The sequence below is a fragment of the Pseudactinotalea suaedae genome (assembly GCF_009733815.1).
Taxonomy (GTDB): domain Bacteria; phylum Actinomycetota; class Actinomycetes; order Actinomycetales; family Beutenbergiaceae; genus Pseudactinotalea; species Pseudactinotalea suaedae.
The window spans coordinates 66,035-81,968 of the sequence record NZ_WNXY01000014.1 but is presented as its reverse complement, the minus strand read 5'-3'; the positions used below and the strand labels follow the sequence as shown (position 1 = coordinate 81,968).

General features: G+C 68.0%; 23 protein-coding genes and 1 pseudogene. 13 read left to right on the top strand and 11 right to left on the bottom strand.

Annotation, left to right across the window (positions count from 1 at the left end):
• Window positions 1-86: 86 nt before the first annotated feature.
• From GPA04_RS20350 to GPA04_RS20340, 3 genes are read right to left on the bottom strand one after another with little or no spacing between them, the layout of a single operon-like run.
• Complete coding sequence (locus tag GPA04_RS20350) at window positions 87-560, bottom strand: hypothetical protein (RefSeq protein WP_156226056.1); 474 nt, start codon at window positions 558-560, stop codon at window positions 87-89.
• Window positions 553-1,041, bottom strand: a complete 489-nt coding sequence (locus tag GPA04_RS20345; RefSeq protein ID WP_241680948.1) for a pilus assembly protein — start codon at window positions 1,039-1,041, stop codon at window positions 553-555. The genes GPA04_RS20350 and GPA04_RS20345 overlap by 8 nt, the downstream gene beginning before the upstream one ends.
• Window positions 1,038-1,403: a TadE/TadG family type IV pilus assembly protein gene (locus tag GPA04_RS20340; protein WP_156226075.1), complete on the bottom strand. Its 366-nt coding sequence runs from the start codon at window positions 1,401-1,403 to the stop codon at window positions 1,038-1,040. The genes GPA04_RS20345 and GPA04_RS20340 overlap by 4 nt, the downstream gene beginning before the upstream one ends.
• A gap of 196 nt (window positions 1,404-1,599) precedes the next feature.
• On the opposite strand from GPA04_RS20340, the gene GPA04_RS20335 reads away from it, so the two are divergent.
• Entirely contained in the window at window positions 1,600-2,544 is a 945-nt protein-coding gene (locus GPA04_RS20335) for a hypothetical protein (RefSeq protein WP_156226055.1), read from the top strand.
• Here the strand turns inward: GPA04_RS20335 and GPA04_RS20330 are convergent.
• On the bottom strand, window positions 2,538-3,998 hold the full coding sequence (locus GPA04_RS20330; protein ID WP_156226054.1) for a recombinase family protein: 1,461 nt from the start codon (window positions 3,996-3,998) through the stop codon (window positions 2,538-2,540). The two genes, GPA04_RS20335 and GPA04_RS20330, sit on opposite strands and share 7 nt — an antisense overlap.
• The gene (locus tag GPA04_RS20325) at window positions 3,988-4,302 is read right to left on the bottom strand and encodes an ImmA/IrrE family metallo-endopeptidase (RefSeq protein WP_162458681.1); all 315 of its coding nucleotides are present in this window, start codon (window positions 4,300-4,302) and stop codon (window positions 3,988-3,990) included. The genes GPA04_RS20330 and GPA04_RS20325 overlap by 11 nt, the downstream gene beginning before the upstream one ends.
• A 186-nt stretch (window positions 4,303-4,488) precedes the next feature.
• Between GPA04_RS20325 and GPA04_RS20320 the strand changes: the two genes are divergently transcribed.
• Window positions 4,489-5,232, top strand: coding sequence for a DUF5131 family protein (locus tag GPA04_RS20320; RefSeq protein WP_156226052.1), 744 nt, complete (start codon window positions 4,489-4,491; stop codon window positions 5,230-5,232).
• On the opposite strand, the gene tcmP is transcribed toward GPA04_RS20320, so the two are convergent.
• The 3 genes from tcmP to GPA04_RS20310 are packed head-to-tail and all read right to left on the bottom strand — an operon-like array spanning window position 5,227 to window position 7,620.
• Window positions 5,227-6,345 carry a three-Cys-motif partner protein TcmP gene (gene tcmP, locus GPA04_RS20315; protein WP_162458680.1) on the bottom strand — a complete coding sequence of 373 codons (1,119 nt, stop codon included), beginning with the start codon at window positions 6,343-6,345 and terminating at the stop codon, window positions 5,227-5,229. The genes GPA04_RS20320 and tcmP overlap by 6 nt on opposite strands.
• A complete protein-coding gene (locus GPA04_RS21060) occupies window positions 6,342-7,022 on the bottom strand; it encodes a hypothetical protein (RefSeq protein WP_162458679.1) in 681 nt (226 codons plus the stop codon). Before GPA04_RS21060 ends, tcmP begins: the two co-directional genes overlap by 4 nt.
• A 22-nt stretch (window positions 7,023-7,044) precedes the next feature.
• A complete protein-coding gene (locus tag GPA04_RS20310) occupies window positions 7,045-7,620 on the bottom strand; it encodes a helix-turn-helix domain-containing protein (protein WP_241680951.1) in 576 nt (191 codons plus the stop codon).
• A gap of 571 nt (window positions 7,621-8,191) precedes the next feature.
• On the opposite strand from GPA04_RS20310, the gene GPA04_RS20305 reads away from it, so the two are divergent.
• The 11 genes and pseudogenes from GPA04_RS20305 to GPA04_RS20255 all read left to right on the top strand — a co-directional run bounded on the left by GPA04_RS20305 (window position 8,192) and on the right by GPA04_RS20255 (window position 14,492).
• Window positions 8,192-8,407, top strand: coding sequence for a hypothetical protein (locus GPA04_RS20305; protein WP_156226049.1), 216 nt, complete (start codon window positions 8,192-8,194; stop codon window positions 8,405-8,407).
• 74 nt (window positions 8,408-8,481) lie between these two features.
• Window positions 8,482-9,432, top strand: coding sequence for an LPXTG cell wall anchor domain-containing protein (locus GPA04_RS20300; RefSeq protein WP_156226048.1), 951 nt, complete (start codon window positions 8,482-8,484; stop codon window positions 9,430-9,432).
• A complete protein-coding gene (locus GPA04_RS20295; RefSeq protein WP_156226047.1) occupies window positions 9,429-9,755 on the top strand; it encodes a hypothetical protein in 327 nt (108 codons plus the stop codon). The genes GPA04_RS20300 and GPA04_RS20295 overlap by 4 nt, the downstream gene beginning before the upstream one ends.
• Complete coding sequence (locus GPA04_RS20290) at window positions 9,752-10,093, top strand: hypothetical protein (RefSeq protein ID WP_156226046.1); 342 nt, start codon at window positions 9,752-9,754, stop codon at window positions 10,091-10,093. Before GPA04_RS20295 ends, GPA04_RS20290 begins: the two co-directional genes overlap by 4 nt.
• A gap of 214 nt (window positions 10,094-10,307) precedes the next feature.
• Window positions 10,308-10,544: a hypothetical protein gene (locus GPA04_RS20285; protein ID WP_156226045.1), complete on the top strand. Its 237-nt coding sequence runs from the start codon at window positions 10,308-10,310 to the stop codon at window positions 10,542-10,544.
• Window positions 10,541-12,265: a DNA cytosine methyltransferase gene (locus tag GPA04_RS20280; RefSeq protein ID WP_156226044.1), complete on the top strand. Its 1,725-nt coding sequence runs from the start codon at window positions 10,541-10,543 to the stop codon at window positions 12,263-12,265. The genes GPA04_RS20285 and GPA04_RS20280 overlap by 4 nt, the downstream gene beginning before the upstream one ends.
• 20 nt (window positions 12,266-12,285) lie before the next feature.
• The gene (locus GPA04_RS20275) at window positions 12,286-12,561 is read left to right on the top strand and encodes a hypothetical protein (RefSeq protein ID WP_156226043.1); all 276 of its coding nucleotides are present in this window, start codon (window positions 12,286-12,288) and stop codon (window positions 12,559-12,561) included.
• A 107-nt stretch (window positions 12,562-12,668) separates the two neighbouring features.
• On the top strand, window positions 12,669-12,887 hold the full coding sequence (locus GPA04_RS20270) for a hypothetical protein (protein ID WP_156226042.1): 219 nt from the start codon (window positions 12,669-12,671) through the stop codon (window positions 12,885-12,887).
• A gap of 432 nt (window positions 12,888-13,319) precedes the next feature.
• Window positions 13,320-13,562: pseudogene (locus GPA04_RS21415) on the top strand (DNA translocase FtsK); the annotation flags it as partial.
• 59 nt (window positions 13,563-13,621) lie between these two features.
• Window positions 13,622-13,996, top strand: coding sequence for a RusA family crossover junction endodeoxyribonuclease (locus GPA04_RS20260; protein WP_156226041.1), 375 nt, complete (start codon window positions 13,622-13,624; stop codon window positions 13,994-13,996).
• A gap of 244 nt (window positions 13,997-14,240) precedes the next feature.
• Window positions 14,241-14,492, top strand: a complete 252-nt coding sequence (locus GPA04_RS20255; RefSeq protein ID WP_156226040.1) for a hypothetical protein — start codon at window positions 14,241-14,243, stop codon at window positions 14,490-14,492.
• Window positions 14,493-14,545: 53 nt separating this feature from the next.
• On the opposite strand, the gene GPA04_RS20250 is transcribed toward GPA04_RS20255, so the two are convergent.
• The 3 genes from GPA04_RS20250 to GPA04_RS20240 all read right to left on the bottom strand — a co-directional run bounded on the left by GPA04_RS20250 (window position 14,546) and on the right by GPA04_RS20240 (window position 15,841).
• A complete protein-coding gene (locus GPA04_RS20250; RefSeq protein ID WP_206674299.1) occupies window positions 14,546-14,776 on the bottom strand; it encodes a DUF2188 domain-containing protein in 231 nt (76 codons plus the stop codon).
• Between the two features lie 123 nt (window positions 14,777-14,899).
• Window positions 14,900-15,163, bottom strand: a complete 264-nt coding sequence (locus GPA04_RS20245; RefSeq protein ID WP_156226038.1) for a hypothetical protein — start codon at window positions 15,161-15,163, stop codon at window positions 14,900-14,902.
• 171 nt (window positions 15,164-15,334) lie between these two features.
• Window positions 15,335-15,841, bottom strand: a complete 507-nt coding sequence (locus GPA04_RS20240; protein WP_156226037.1) for a hypothetical protein — start codon at window positions 15,839-15,841, stop codon at window positions 15,335-15,337.
• Window positions 15,842-15,934 lie beyond the last annotated feature (93 nt).

Below are 15,934 nucleotides of genomic sequence, written 5' to 3'. Positions count from 1 at the left end.
GCTCCTTCATCGTGTCTCACGAACGAGCGGCTGTCCTGGTTGGGTCGGGCGCGTCGCGACCTTTCGAGAAGCGGCTGGGGTGAGGCTCAGCCGGCCGGCTCCGCCTCGGCGCGGGCGGTCACCGACACCACGAACCCCTCTCGCCAGGGCGAGATCGCCCAGGTCACCACAGGCGGGCGCACGACGGCGGACAAGGTGACCTCCGCCGTCGTGCCGTCGGGTGTCCCGGTCGGTGCGGAGATCGCCAGGTCCTCGAAGTCGACGACGCCCAGCGGCGCCGCCGCCAGGTAGTCGACCACCTCCTGGCGCACCGAGGAGTCGGTGAGCGGCAGCGCCGGGTCGCCCGGACGATCGGCGCCGAAGTAGGAGTCCTCGTCGATGGCGTCGGCGGCATCGGCAGCGACCGCGTCGGCGAGCGCGAGCAGGCTCTTGCGCTCGAGGTAGATCGCCGACACCGAGACGACCACGAGCACCAGGGCCAGCGCGATCAGCCCGTAGAAGATCGACAGCAGCATGATCTGGCCGTCGTCCTCGCGGAGCCTGCGCCACCGGTCAGTCATCACGGAACCCGCTGACGGCGGTCATCGCGTCCGCGGACACGGCGACCGTGGTGGGCATCGCACCGGCGAGGAAGTCGGGCGCGAGCGGCAGCGAGACCTCGGTGCGGACCTCGATCAGCACGTACTCCCCCGCCGTCAGGCACTCGGGCACCGAGCAGGTCACCTGCAGCACCGCTGCCGGGTCGACGTCGAGGCCCTGATCGGCGAACGCCAGCTCCACACCGAGCTGCGCCGCGTCGATGCCCTCGGCCATCGTCTCGGCCTGCGCGATCAGACGACCCGCCTCACGGGCCGCACCCTCGGCGGCGAAGCTGGCCGCCTGGATCCGGGCCAGCGTGAGGATCAGGTAGACCAGCGGGACCAGCAGCACCAGCGAGACCCCGAGGAACTCGACGACGGCGCTCCCCCGCTCGGGCTCGCCCAGCCGGTCCCGTGCCCAGGTGAGGGCGCGGCGCCAACGCGTCGACGTCGGCGGGCTCACTCGTCGACCGCCCGGCCGGTCACCACGATCGTCCCGCCCGGTCCCAGCAGACCCAGCACCGGCAACGGCGCGCTCACCGTCACCGTGACCAACGAGACCTGCCCGTAGGTGTCGTAGCCGGCGGCCACGTCCTGGGCGTAGCTGGCGGGGAGCGTCATCGCGATCAGCTCCGCCGCGCGTTCCTCGCCGGCCGCCAGATCGCTCCCGTGCAGCGCGGCGTACCGGGCACCCTCGGCCGCGGCGTCGGTCAGCATCGTGCGCACGTGCAGCGCGAGCGCCAGCTGGACCACGCCGAGCACCAGCACGGTCAGCAGCAACGAGACCAGCAGGAAGTCGACGACCGCCGAGCCCTCGTCGGTCAGCCGCCGCCGAGGATCCGTTCGATCGCCTCGTTGAACACGCGCGTCAGCGCGTCTCCCGCGAGCGCCCAGATCAGGACGACCAGTCCCGCCGTCATCAGCGTGACTGGTGTCTTCGGTCACCCAGCGTGACCTCAGGTGCGCGCGATGGACCTTAGTAGCTCTGCCGCGTCGCTGGTCGGAGCACTAGCATGCGTCGATGGTACGGAAGCAGCATTCGCCGCCCAGTGGGCTCGTGCGCGGGGACTACTCCGTTTCGGTCGCTCAACTGGCGTCCTTCTTGCGTGACGCTGCTCGGCACCACGCGCGTCGGGCTGTTGAGTGTCCCCACGATGCTGACGAGTTTGTACTCCTCGATGCTGCGATCAGCGTCGGCACCGCGGTCGAACTGATTGCTAAGGCGCTGATCGCCACCGTACATCCGGCGCTGCTTGTGAAGCCGAGTCCGCGTGACACGGTGCACGGGATCTTGCGTTTGACAGAGGGGCGCGGACTAGCCGGCCGTGGGCCTTATGACTTCAAGACACTCGATGCTGCTGTAGCCGTGGAGCTGGCGAAGACCCTGGATGTCGGCCCGGGCATGTCCGTTGCGAACGCACTGAATGTGAGAAACGCCGCTGCCCACTTCGGCGTGGCCATCCAGGCGGACTTCAGCGTGGCGGTAGGTGAGATGACCGCCTACGTGGACGCGAGTCTCACGAAACTGAACGTGTCACGCAACGAGTTCTGGCAGCTAGCAACAGATGCAGCCCAGCAGGCGCTCCTGTTGCGGCGCACCCGTGACCGCGAGAGGGTTGAGGCGCTGGTCGATGCCGCACGAGCGCGATATGAAGCCGGCATTGGGAATCTGCCCGACGATGAGGCGCGCGAGAAGGTCATTGAGCAGCTCGTCGAGGGAAGCCACCCTGGGACGGATGATTCGACCGAGGTCGAGTGCCCCGGTTGCGGGACGGACCTACAGGTCGGGATCGAATTCGAGTGGGACGTCGGTCGGGACCGAGGCGGCTGGGACGCCATTCCACTAGGCCCTGCACTCCATGATCTCGACTGTCCCGTGTGCGGCCTCGTGCTTTCTCAGAGCGAGATGGAGCATGCCGGGCTGCCCGTCGCTGACATGCTCGGCTATGTGGACGAGAACTACTGAGGGTCGGGTCCTGACCACAGGGGAACAACGCGAACGACGCTCCGCGGTCGTCCGGGTGCTACTTGGACGTTCGAGATCAGGTCGCGCAGCGCGCCGCGGCGGTGCTCGACGGGCAGGATGTCCCAGTCCGCGAGTAGTGACGCGGCCACCTTCGGTGCGGTGTCCCGGCGGGAGGCAACGGCGGACTGACGCTGCCGTTCCTCCAGCGCGGCGATCTGCTGCTCGAGCTCGTCTCGCACGACGAGGTAGGCGGCTTCCGGGATGACACCGGTGACGTGGGACCGCGTGGCGTGCACGAGCTGCTCCCGGGCAGTGGCGATCTGCTTGCTCACGGTTGAAGCCGTCGTGCGCTCGCGGCGTGCGTGTGCTCGTGAAGCGAGCGAGGCTGCGCTGTCGACGTCGTGGGCGATCTCGTGCAGCCAGTCCTTCACGGCGCCCTCGACGAGCGTCGCTGTGACGTAACCGGAGTGCAGCCCTGTCTCGTGGCCCTTGCACCGGTACTTCGGGGTCCGGGCGTGCCCGAACTGCCCGGCTGTCATGGAGGCCCCGCAGATGCATCGCACGAGCCCGGAGAGCAGGTACTGCGACCGCTCTGAGGACCTAGTGACTCGGCGGCCGACTCGGGCCGCCTGGTAGGCCTCCCAGAGGTCGGCGTCGATGAGTGCGTCGTGGGCTCCGGTGAGCCGTTCGCCGCGGTGGGTGATGAGCCCGGCGGCGAAACCCGAGTCGAGCACGCGTCGCAACGTGCGGTCGGACCAGCGGTTGCCGTTCCCAGAGACGCCGTACCCGTCGAGGGTGTGGTGGCCGTTGGCGTTGAGCCACCGCACGAGTAAGTAGACCGACTCCCCCGCGACGTAGCGGCGGTAGAGCTCGGCGAGCACCGGGCCGGTTTCCGGGTCAGGTAGGTGGATCTTCCGGCTGGTGTCGTAGGTGTAGCCCCAGCGCGGCTTGCCGTTGGCGGGGCGACCGGAGGCGACGCGACGGGCGTGGACTTCCTGCCAGGTCTCGCCGATGCGCTCGGATTCGAAGGCAGCCATCTCGGCCATGACGCCGCGCGAGAACCGTCCGGCTGCGGTGGCGACGTCGATCGGTTCGGTGGCCGACTCGATCCGCCCGCCGGCGACGTCGACCAGGTCGACGGCGATCGCCCAGTCGCGTCGCTGCCGAGACAGCCTCGACCACTTCCACAGCACGATGACGTCAGCGCGGCCTTCTTCGATCCACGCCATGGTCCGCTGCACCGCCGGCCGCTTCCACGTCCGCCCCGTGATGCCGGGGTCGGCTTCGACGGCGACGACGTCGTAACCGTGCCGGGCGCAGTGCTCGCGCCCGGCGGACTCCTGGATCTCGAGCGAGATCGACTCCTCACGGTGCGCCGACTGCCGCAGGTACAACACGGCGCGCAGCGGTGCGGCCGGGACGCTCCTCAGTTTGGCCCGGCTCTCACGCGCCACGTTCGATCTCCTGGTTCAACGCCACCACCTGCTCCCGCTCGTCGTCCGTCAACCAGTCCAACCGGTCCTGCAAGGTCGCCACATCCACCCAGAGCTCGTCAGCGAGCTCCTCCCAGTCCCGGGTCCACCGCAACGCATCGAGCAATGCCTCGATCGGGATCAACCATCGCGCCGCGAGATCTCTGGCTTGCGCATCTTCGACCGGCCCGCACGACCCCGTGTGCCCGAGCTTCACATGCGCGAGCTCGTGAGCCAGCGTGCACCGCCGCTGCCGCTGCGACTGCTCCGGGTGCAGCACCACCACCCCCTCGCCGTCCGTCGCCCCCAACAGACCCGGCCGCAACCGAGACCATTCCAGCCGGACCCCCTCCAGCGCTCGGAGGCGCCGCCACGGATGAAACATGGTCCTGGACCGTAGGACAGACATCCGACACGCTCGAACGCATGTATCAACCGCCTGGTGGGAAGCGCGCCGAGTACAGTCGCCCGCATGGCGAAGTCGTCGATCGAGTGGACCGAGGAAACCTGGAACCCTGTCACCGGCTGCGATCGGATCTCGCCCGGCTGTGACAATTGCTACGCCCTGACCCTGTCGAAGCGGCTCAAGGCCATGGGCGCCGAGAAGTACCAGAACGACGGCAACCCGGTCACCTCCGGCCCGGGCTTCGCCGTGACGGTGCATCCGAAGGCGCTGTACCAGCCGCTGACGTGGCGAACGCCGCGCACCGTATTCGTGAACTCGATGTCGGATCTGTTCCACGCGAAGGTGCCTCTCGACTTCATCCAGAAAGTGGTGGAGGTGATCGCGGCGACGCCGCAGCACACCTACCAGGTACTCACCAAGCGCGCTCGCCGCGCCCGGCTCCTAGCCGATCAGATCGACTGGCCGCCGAACCTGTGGCTCGGCGTCTCGGTCGAGAGCAAGGGACTCCTGCACCGCGTCGACGAGCTTCGCCGCGTCCCAGCGGCTGTCCGGTTCCTGTCGTGCGAACCGTTGCTCGGTCCGCTCGACGGGATCAACCTCGACGGGATCGGTTGGGTGATCGCCGGCGGCGAGTCGGGCCATGGTTACCGGCCGATGCACGTCGACTGGGCCCGCGGCATTCGGGATGCGTGCAAGCACGCGGAGGTGCCGTTCTTCTTCAAGCAGTGGGGCGGCCGGACCCCAAAGGCTCTGGGTCGCGAGCTCGACGGCGAGATCTGGGACGAGTATCCCGCAACAGTGGCGTCATGATCTTGGTCTGATGAGCAACTTCCAAACCTCACCCTTGGGCTCGGTCGCGATTGCACGCTGGTCGTAGAGCTGTTTGAGCGCCTTCCGCACGTGCAGGCCGCGAGCGTAACCGAGCGCATTGCCCATAACGTCGGCATATTTCGCGCCGGTGAGGAACGGGCCGGACTGGAGGAGGATCATCACATTGGCAGCGATCTCCTTGACCCATCTGTTCGCGAGTTCCTCTTCGTCCCAGTCGGCCAGCAGGTCATCAGGGGTGATGGTCTTTCGCCACTCAGCCTGCGAGATGGAGACGGCCTCGCCGAAGAGTTCGACTCCGTCGTCGTGACGAGTCAGGAAAATGAGGTGGTAGTCCGGCTTCCGGGTAGGCGACTTCCGAGCTTCGATGGTCCAATATGACGCCGAGGTTGCGCGCGACAGGCGCGCGGCGTAGCCGCTCACGATCCGCTCGGATGCATCCTCCGGGCTATCCGCATTCTCCCACTCCTGTCGCCACCAGGTGCCACCGCAGGCTCGATCAAGGCCCTCCAGAGTCTTGGTTCGACCCGTGGCGTCCGACGGCTCCTTCAATCGCCCACCAATGCGGCGGACTGCGTTCGCTGAGAAGTTGAGGCATACCTCCGTCTTGGGAGAACCTCCGCGGTTCATGATGGAGACCACATCATCGAACGAGATGCCGAGACCATACGGGTCGAGGAAAAAGAAGGTGGGCGACTCACCAGCGATCTCCAAGACCATCGGTAGCACGTCTTCAAAGGTTGCGTGCATCGGCGGAGGGTCCAAGCGGTGGCCGTCGCTGGCGAGAGCTTGCAGGAGCGCGGCGTGGTGACTGGCGTTCTTTTCACAGAGCAGCAGCGTCACGTTCCGGCTCGATCCGCGGGCAGCTTGCGCAAGTAACAGCGCACTTCCTGGAGTTCCATCCGTGTAGCTACCGGCACCGGCGAAGCCATCGACGAGAACAACGCGATTGCCCTCGGACGTCGAGCCGACCTTCGCGATGAAGGGCGTGACGTAGCGACGGATGATGCCGTGCTTGAGAACTGCCGGAGCCTGCTTTGCGAGATGGAAGTCGTCTCGTTTCGGCGTCACAGCGACCGGTGTCGGGTCGTTCACGGGATCTCCCATTCCCACCCACCCGAGCTGAGCGCGGGATCGCTGAAACCCACGGCCGCGGCATCGGCGGGTAGGTCGAGCACGATCAGACCGCTCACGAGCTCGGCCGGTCCGATGATGCTCGGCAGGTACTCGGCACTGGTGGCACAGCCGATCGCATTGCCGAGCGAGTCGTTCACGCGCTGGCCGGTTTCGGTCCAGGCGCGGAAGTCGCCCGCGTGCATCCAGAACTCGCCGTCTCCGAGCGCAGCGAAGGTCTCGATCTCGAACTCGAGTGCGACGAACTGGTCGTTGGCCGGCTCCGCGTCGGGATCGTTCGGGCAGCCGTAGTCGGTGACGATGTCGACGACGCGGAAGTCGACGGTCTGTTCCCCTTCCTGCGTCGCCATACCTGCCCATTGCCCGATGGTCTTGAGGAGGTTCCCGCGTTCCGTCTCCACGGGGTCGCCGTAGTCGCGTTCGCCCTCATCCACATCCTCAGCCTCAGTTGCAGGCGTCGGCCCCTCGGTCGTCTCAAGCTCGTCAGAGGCAACGTCGGTCGTAGACTCCTCGACCGCGGCGGGCGGCTCGTCGACAGTCGTCATTGCCGGTTCGGGATCCTGCCCGCCGGAGGAACACCCGGCCAACAGCGCCAGAATCAGTGCTCCAGCGGCCGCCGCGCCAGTGCGGTGGTTCATTGTTGCCCCCTGCGTTGTGTGATCAGGCGGGGTCGTTCCCGCCCGGATCTTGGTTGTGCTCGCCCGTCGTTGTGTCGGGCGGGTTGTCTGCGTCGCCCTCGCGGGCGGCGAGCTCATCGAGGTTGCGCTGGACGCCGTCGGTCCACTGCGTCTCGGGTGGGTGCTTGAACGTGATGTCGTCGCGCGCCGTTTGCACACCCGGGCCTGAATCGCCAGCGTCAGGCCCGGGCTCCGGCACCACCGTTAGGTGCGGGCCTTGCGGCCCTTGATTCATGGGGGCGGGACGCTTTTCATGCCCCTCACCGTCCTCTCGTCCTCGCAACCGCTGGGCGAGCACGCGCAACAACTCCTCGTCAGAGATCTGGTCGGCGTCGTAGACGACGACCCGCTCCCCCGCCGGCAAGCCCATGGCCTCAGCGACCGCGGACAGGATCACGTCCGGCGTGATGCCGAACGCCTTCGCCAAGCCCGCGATGGTTGAGTCCTTGGGTCGCTGCATCAGCTGTTCTCGACCGTCGGAGAGGACGTTGCTCACCGTCTGCTTGGTGAGCCCGGAGTGACGGACGAGCTCAGCTGCGGTCCAGCTTCGCTTGTCCATCTCCGCCTGAATGAGGCGCCGGTATGCGTGCACGCGGTGAACTCTCTGAGGGTCGGATCGTCGCGGTCAAGCGGTGCGAGACCGAGGTGTCAACCAAGGGTAGGGCTGGCACGCCGTATTCGCGTCAACCAGGGCATGCGCTGCGCGTGGCGACTTTGGCCCCACCGCACCACAAATGTGGAGCGTCAGGGGTTGACAGCATGTCAACCAGTGTGGGACGTTGTGTCCCACGATGCTTGACAACCAGTCAATCGGAGGCTTTGATGAGTCCCATCGCCATTCGGCGTCGACGTCGATCGAAGGGAAAGTGGATGCGACTGCGCGACCGCAACCTTCTCGCTGACTACATGCGCGCCAGCGACTTCTCACAAGCCCGTCTCGGCCGGTATGTCGGCTGCTCGCGACAGTTCATCCACGCTCTCCTGCAGGGCGAGAAGAACAGCTGCACGAGCGAAGTTGGCTCCCGCATTGAGGAGGCCCTGCGCGTGCTGCCAGGCACTCTCTTCGTGCGCTCCGAGTCCACTGCTACCGGACAGTCAGTCAAGCGACGCACGCCAGTGCGGGCAGCGTGATGAGTACACAGGTCACGCGCGCCCAGGCGGTCGCCGCGGCTGGAGCTGCGCTCGCGGCTGGGTACGAGCAGCTCGACTCGCTCCCGCTGGCTGAGGCAGTGGACCGCGCATGGACACCGACGGGTCCCTCTCGCGAGGAGCTGGCAGACCGGATCCGCGCTCGCCGTCTCGCGCTCGGGCTCATGGATGCCCCGCAGGGCCGCAGGTCGGCCTGACCACTCACACAAGAAAGCGGCGGCCCCCATCCGGACAAGACCGGGGCCGCCACCGACCTAGGAGAACGATAGCAATGAGCACCATCGAAACCCCTGACAGCGCCGTCGATGTCGGCGAGGTCGAGCTGGCGATATACCGGGAGGCGGAGGCCGCCGCGGCGGCTCGTCGGGCCGAGGACGCCATGGACGGCATGTGGGCGGCCCGCCCCGAGGAGCGCGAGCCGACCGCGGCCCGCATGCTCGGCAGGGTGGTCGCCGCGATCGTCGTGGCGTTCCTGCTCGTGCTGGGTGGCGTCATCGCAGCCTCTCGCGCGGACGCTTCACGGGCGCCGGCGACGCGCGACGATCGCGCCGTCGAGGTGTTCTGGGCGCTGCCCGATGGCGGCACCCCGGAGAGCGTGACCTGGCCACAGACCTACTCCCCCGCTGGCGCCGTTGAGTGCGGCGTCTGGTACCAGGTCGACACCTACAAGGTTGCCGACGTCGAGGATCTGATCGCCGACGGGATCCTCACGCATGGCGAGGACCACGGCGTCGCGATCTCGTGGCGGTTCGTCTACGGCGGCGACTGCACGCCTCCCTTCGTGCCTGAGCGGTTCGAGGAGGAGCGCACGAACGGTCCGCTCGAGCCGAACTGCGAGGCGCCGAGTGTGACGTGGGAGACGTGGACCGTCGAGTGGTTCAGCAACGAGGACGGCACCTTCACCGAGCCGGTCGAGCTGGCCGAGTCGCGCACGCCGCACGAGGACACGCTGACAGCTGAGGAGGAGTTGGCCTGCAACCCGCCGACCGATCCCCCGACGACGCCAGAGGAGCCCACGGACCCGCCTGCGGTCCCGGAGGAGCCGACCACACCCGTCGAGCCGCCGGACATGACGACGCAGCGGGTCGTCACCCCGGACGTGCCAGTGCTGGCCGAGACCGGCGCCGGCGACACCTCCGCCGCACTCGCGGTCGGTGGGCTGGCTCTGATCCTCCTCGGCGCTGGCTTGGTCGCGGTGCGCCGGATCCGAGGCCGACGATGACCGCGGCCGGGTTCGGGCGGGGCGACCAGGCACTGGTCGGCGTGGTCTCGGGCTGGGTCACCGGCATCGAGACGGCGTCGACGATGCAGGCGGCCGACCGCGCGGTGCTCTCCGCGATGGACTCCCTGCTCAGCACCCCGCTCGCCGCGGTGACCGACGCCGAGCTGCTCGAGCACGCCCGGGCACTCATACAGGCGAACCGGGCCGCGCACACCGCGACCCGGACGAGGCTGCTCGCGCAGGTCGACGCCGCCACCTGGCCGCAGGGTCGACCATCCCGGGCACCGGCCCGCGCCGAGCACCTGAGGGTGGTCCCGTCATGACCGTCGTCGGTGAGGCACTGAAGGTCGACGGGCAGGAGCGGTCCGTCGCAGGGTTGGACCCGGAGGTCATTAACGCGTTCATGGACCTGGTGGCGCGTGTGCCCGCGGGTGAGCGGGTCTCGGTGAACGACCTGCGCGGCGCGCTGGACGAGATCGGGGTACCTGAGCGTTCCCGTGGTGGCCTGTTCGCCAAGGCCGTGAAGGAGGGCCTCCTCGTCCCGCTCGAGGTGCAGGTCGCAGGCCGCATCTTCCCGGCGCGGATCCCGTCCACGGGCGTGTCAGCGCACAACGCGACCGTGCGGGTGTACGAGCGGCCAACGGCAGGTGTGCTGTGGTGACCCGATCCCTTCCGCGCTCCCGGGCGGCAGCGGCCCGTCACGTGCTCGCCGTGGTGCTGGTCGCCGCGGTGCTCGAGCTCGCGATCGTCTGCTCGTTCGTGTGGTCGTGGCCGCCGGCGGCCGGTGATGGGCGGACCGTCCTCGCCGTCGCCGTGGCAGTGGTCGCTCTGGTCGTATGGTGCCGCTCTGAGCGTTCCCCAGCTGGGGGCCGACCATGAGCCTGCCCGGCGTCTACTGCGCGAAGTGGCCGGTCCTAGATCTGGACCGCACCATGACGGAGTTGGTGGTTGAGGCGACGCCGCTGCTGTTGGAGATGCTCGAGCGTGCCGGGGTGGACGTCCTTACCGCGCCCGTCTGGGATATCCGGGAGTCCGCGACGGGAGCGGTGTTCCTGCTGGCGAACTGCGATGTGGTCTCCAGGGGCCACCACGCTCGGGAGCTCGCAGCATGACCGCGAACCTGACCATGACGGACCTGTTCTGCGGGGCGGGTGGCTCCTCGACCGGCGCCGCCGGCGTCCCCGGGGTCTCTGTCCGTCTGGCAGCGAACCACTGGGCGCTCGCGATCGAGACCCACAACGCCAACCACCCCGACACCGACCACCTCCAGGCCGACATCTCCCAGACCGACCCCCGGTACGTCCCGCGCACGGACATGCTCTGGGCCTCACCGGAGTGCACCAACCACTCCCGGGCGAAGGGCCGCAAGGCACACCGCCAGCCGGACCTGTTCGGCGACGTCCTGCCCGACGAAGCCGCCGAGCGCTCGCGCGCAACGATGTGGGACGTCGTCAGGTTCACCGAGGCACACGGGTACCGGGCGATCCTGGTGGAGAACGTCGTCGAGGTCGTGGACTGGGCCTCCGAGTGGGGCGTCCGCGGCGGCCTGTTTGAGGCGTGGCTGGCCGCGATGCGGTCGATGGGATACGACCACAAGATCATCAGTCTGAACTCGATGCACGCCCAGGCTCACGGGCTCCCGGCACCACAGTCTCGGGACCGGGTCTACATCTCGTTCTGGCGAACGGGCGAACGGGCGCCGGACTTCGACCGTATGCAGCGACCACCATCGTGGTGCCCCAGCTGCGAGGAGGTCGTCTCTCCGATCCAGACCTGGAAGAAGCCAGGGACCCCGACGGGCCGCTACCGGCAGCAGTACTTCTACCGGTGCCCGAAGCACTCCTGCAAGGGCCAGAAGGTCGAGCCGGGGTGGCTGCCAGCCGCGAGCATCATCGACTGGTCGAACCCGGGCACGCGGATCGGCGACCGGGACAAGCCTCTCGCCGAGAAGACGATGCTCCGGATCCAGGCTGGCATCGACCGGTACTGGTCGCCGCTGCTGATCGAGGCCGCAGGCAACACCTACGACGCGATGAACCCTCGCCACCCGGGTCACGGGAGCGCCGATGGCTACATCCGGGCATGGCCCGTAGACGAGGCCATGAAGACCGTGCACACGACGATTTCGAAGGGCATGGCCTGGTCACCGCTGATGGTCCCCGTCGAGGGACGCGACGGCAAGGTCGCGATGTCGGCCGAGCTCGCGGCACGCACGATGACGACACGGAACGAGACCGGCCTCGCCTTCATCGCCGAGCTCCGCGGCGGTGGCTCTGACGCCCGCCACGTCGACGACCCGCTCGCCACGGTGACGGCGTCGGGCAATCACCACGCACTCGTGATGCCGTACTACGGACACGGCCAGGCCTCACCCGCCGACCGATCGCTCCCGACGGTGACCACGGTCGACCGTCACGCCCTGGTGGTCCCGTCCGGCGGTACCTGGAACGAGGACGCCCGACCCGCCTCGGATCCGACGCGCACCCTCTCGACCCGTGAGGCCTACGCGCTTGTCACCCGCATGAACGGCACCCGGGGCTCCGGCGCCGAGATGACGACGCCAGCAGGCGAGCCGGTGCGCACCATCACGACGGCTGGGCATCAGGCGGTGTTGCGCTCGCAGGCTCCGACGGTCGACGTCGAGGACGTGTACTTCCGGATGCTGGAGCCGTCGGAGATCAAGCAGGCGATGGCCTTCGGTGCGGACTACCAGATGCTCGGGAACCGTCGCGAGCAGGTGAAGCTCGCTGGGAACGCTGTGACCCCGCCTGCAGCTCGTGACCTCATCGCAACCGTCGCGGCGGCGATCACCGGTGAGGACGCGGCGGCATGAGCGCCCCAACGGTGGACGAGGTGACCGACGTCGTGCTCGACGTGGACCTGGAGCGGGTCCCGGCGTGTGAGGGCTTCACCGACCAGACGAAGACGGCGCCGTGCCTGACGCCGGCGCAGTACCTGGCCCGGATGTTCCACCGCGGCAACGGCGATACGTGCCGGACGGCGCTGATGTGCGAGCAGCACCTCCTGGAGCAGTTGCACGTGTTGGCCCGGATCGAGGCCAGCCCGTTCCACAGGGCGGTGTGCGAGGAGCACCTGTTGCCGGTGAACGTGAAGGCGGTGCGGCTGTGACCCGTGCGACGTGTGACCGCGTGTACCCGAAGGGCGGCCCTGAGGGCGGCGTCCCTGGGTGTGGTGAGCCGATCGAGTGGGCTCGCACGATCCCTGGTCAGCGGCGGATGCCTCTGGACCTGGACCGTTACCCCGACGAGGACGAGCGGGCGAACGTCGCGGTGATGCCTCACCACACCGGCCCGTACTGCCGGGTCGTCACGAAGGACGAGCCGCTGCGCGACGGGGAGCGGCGTCGGATGCCGCACTTCGCGACGTGCCCGGTGTTGAACCCGCCACCACCGCCTGACCTGTTCACGGACACCGACCACATGATGGAGCGCTGAGCCATGCCGAAGCTGTCATCGGGACTGCCCAAGGAAGCCGACCGGAACGGCCTGTACGCGCTCGCGGCTGCGCTGCTGAACAACCCGCACGAGCGGCACGTGGTGCTCGCCGTCGTGGACTGCTCGAAGATCACAACGAGCACCGACACCGGTGAACGTGAGGCCACGGTCCGCGTGCTGCGTATCGAGGCGGTCGCACCGCAAGACGTGCACGAGGCGGAGCGGCTCGTGCGTCGGGCGTTGGAGCACCGCACCCGCAAGGACGTGCTCCCCATCGAGCTCGAGCGCGACCTCGAGGAGTGGTTCGGCGAGTTCACGTTCGACCCGAACACCGGCGAGATCATCACCGCCCCCGACGAGGACGAGGACGAGGACCAGGAGGAGGACGACGTCGCCGGCGGCGTCACCGACACCACGAACCGCATCGAGACCGATTCGGAGCTGCTCGTGGAGGCCGCCGAGCTGGTGATCTCGACCCAGTTCGGCTCGGTGTCGATGCTGCAGCGGAAGATGCGCGTCGGGTTCGCTCGAGCGGGCCGGCTGCTGGACTCACTGGAGTCACACGGGATCGTCGGTCCGCAGGAGGGTACGAAGGCCCGCGATGTTCTGGTGCAACCGCCGGACCTGGACGCCACGCTCGCCCGTCTCCGCGCCGAAACCGGCGAGGGCGCCTGATGTTCGACTCCCCACCAGCGCCACCACCCGGCGTGCCTGCACCCCCACCAGGAGCTCACGTGCTCGTGGTGGAGGTGCCGGACGCCGCGTGGATGTCCGCGAACCACCGAGTCCACTGGGCCCAGCGCAAGCGCCGCACCCAGTGGCTCCGCAAGCTCGCATGGGCGCTCGCGAACAACCAGCACGTCCCGACCGAGCTCGCGACACCTGTGACGGTGGTGGCCTACGTGTCGATGCCGTCACGGCGCGCGTTCGACCCGAACAACGCCAACCCGACCACGAAGGCGATGATCGACGGCCTGACCGACCACGGGTGCTGGCCCGACGACAAGGCCGAGCACGTCCTCGGACCTGACCACCGCCTCGGCCCAGTCACACCCGGCTGCCGGGTCATCACCCTCCACCTCATCCCCGCCGAGGAGGTGGCGGCGTGATCACCATCGACGGCCCGATCGAGGCTGTCCCGACCAGCGCCACCGTCCGCTGCGACGCCCCGGGCTGCGACGAGTCGGTCACGACGACTGTCCGCCCGGAGCCCAACGGCGTCCCCGTGGTCCCTGTCACCCAAGCGGCGTGGTGGGCCGCATCCGACAACGGATGGCGCAACCGGCACGCTGGCGACCTCGGCGCCGTCGACCTCTGCCCCTACCACGCTGCCCGCACAGCCCGAGGACCCCGATGAGCATCTTCCACGGACAGCAAGGCCCCGGCGCCATGCGCCGACACCGCGCCAAGAAGCGGCAGGAAGCCGTGCAGCGCTCCGAGCGGGCCGCCATCGCTCGCAACCTCACCTGCCTCGCCGATGAAGCCCGACAGCGCTCGCAGCCGGCGGGACAGGTGCTCATCACGATCACGGCTGTCACGGCCGGGTTCGCCGCCGAGATGGACCGCGTCGTCCGCGCCCTCAGCCCGGAAGGGACAAACCCATGACCGTCACCGACCTGCGCGGAAGCGGCCTCCGGAGCGGGACGATGCCGGACCGATCAGCCCGGAATGTTGCGCGGGTCGTTACCCGGAGCAACGGTGTCCTTGTTGCGGACCTTGCCGTCGCGGCCATGGATCGAGACTTCGCCGCCACCGGAGTTGCCCGAGTAGCGCTTCGCGGCCTTTTCCGCCTCCGCTTGGGTGCCGTGGCTGGAGGATGCGCGCGACGCATCATCGCGCTTCGCCTTCCAGTCACCGTCCTCGCCCTTGAACACCGAGTAGTTCGCCAAGGCACTCACTCCTTCGTCGACTCAGGGGAACGTCGTGCCACGCATCTTCGCAAGATCCATCACGGTCGTCCAGGTCTCGCGGCCTCGCGTGCAGGCTCGGAATGGAGGTTCGCGATGAGAGCTCTAGAGCTGGCGTATGCGCGTGGCGAGGGCGTCCTGCCAACGAGGAGCGTCGATAGGGTCCGGATCGTCGTCGACGTCTATCCAGGTGATTCGCCAACCATTATCGAAGCATCGGATTGCAGCGAACGGAGGGCGCCCTACCCGGAGTACGAGCGCTCCGCTGGAGTCGGGCACAAGCCAGTAGTCGGACACTCCCTCGAAGGCGAAGGCTGTCTTGTTCTTGACTTCGTCGTCGTCGAGCTCAGTCAGGTGGCGGACGCTCATGGGTCGCAGGCTACCGCCCGGCCGTCACGACGACTTCGTGGTACGCGGCCCGACGCACTCCACGACTGGCCCTGCCGCGTGGGTACATCGAGGCGTCCGACGCCGCACGCACGACTCAGGCGCGGCTGGTCGAGCCGCGCGGTTCCGATGTTTGAGCGCATGATCTCGGATCTATCTGTCGCGGCGGCGAGCCCGTCGGCCTTTGCGACGGCGTCGCACGCTCTCCTCTACGGCTCGCTTGAGGAGCGCCTCGTCGTATTCCTTGCGCGCATCTGGTGTGAAGCCATCGGGATCGCGACCACGAACGAAGTAGATAGTCGACACCAGGCCGGTCAACCAGGCGGTGCCCGCGATCAGGTAGTCACCGACGCCCAACGACGGACTGGTCCACGGCGGCCAAATCACGGCGGCAACCGTTGCGAGCACCCACAAGACCGTACCCAGCCCAGCTACCCAATACATGGGCGACGAGACAAAGTCCTCCCGGTATCTACGGAGTTGGTACGCAGTTTCGATCACGCGGTCCATGTACCAGTTCTTGTCCGCTCCGTCCGGGAGCGCGGCGGAGATCTCTGCGTCTGCCCGGATCTGGCGCCGATAGCGCACGGCCGGCAGGAGATAGCCGAGCAGGAGCGTCATGACCGGCAACGCGAGGGCAAATCGGATCCATTCCGCCACATCCGGACTCTAGCCGTGGCTTCACCTCTGCTGGAGCGCCGGGGGTGCATCACGATTCCGATGAAGACGCAGAAGGCGCTCCTTCGTCTCACG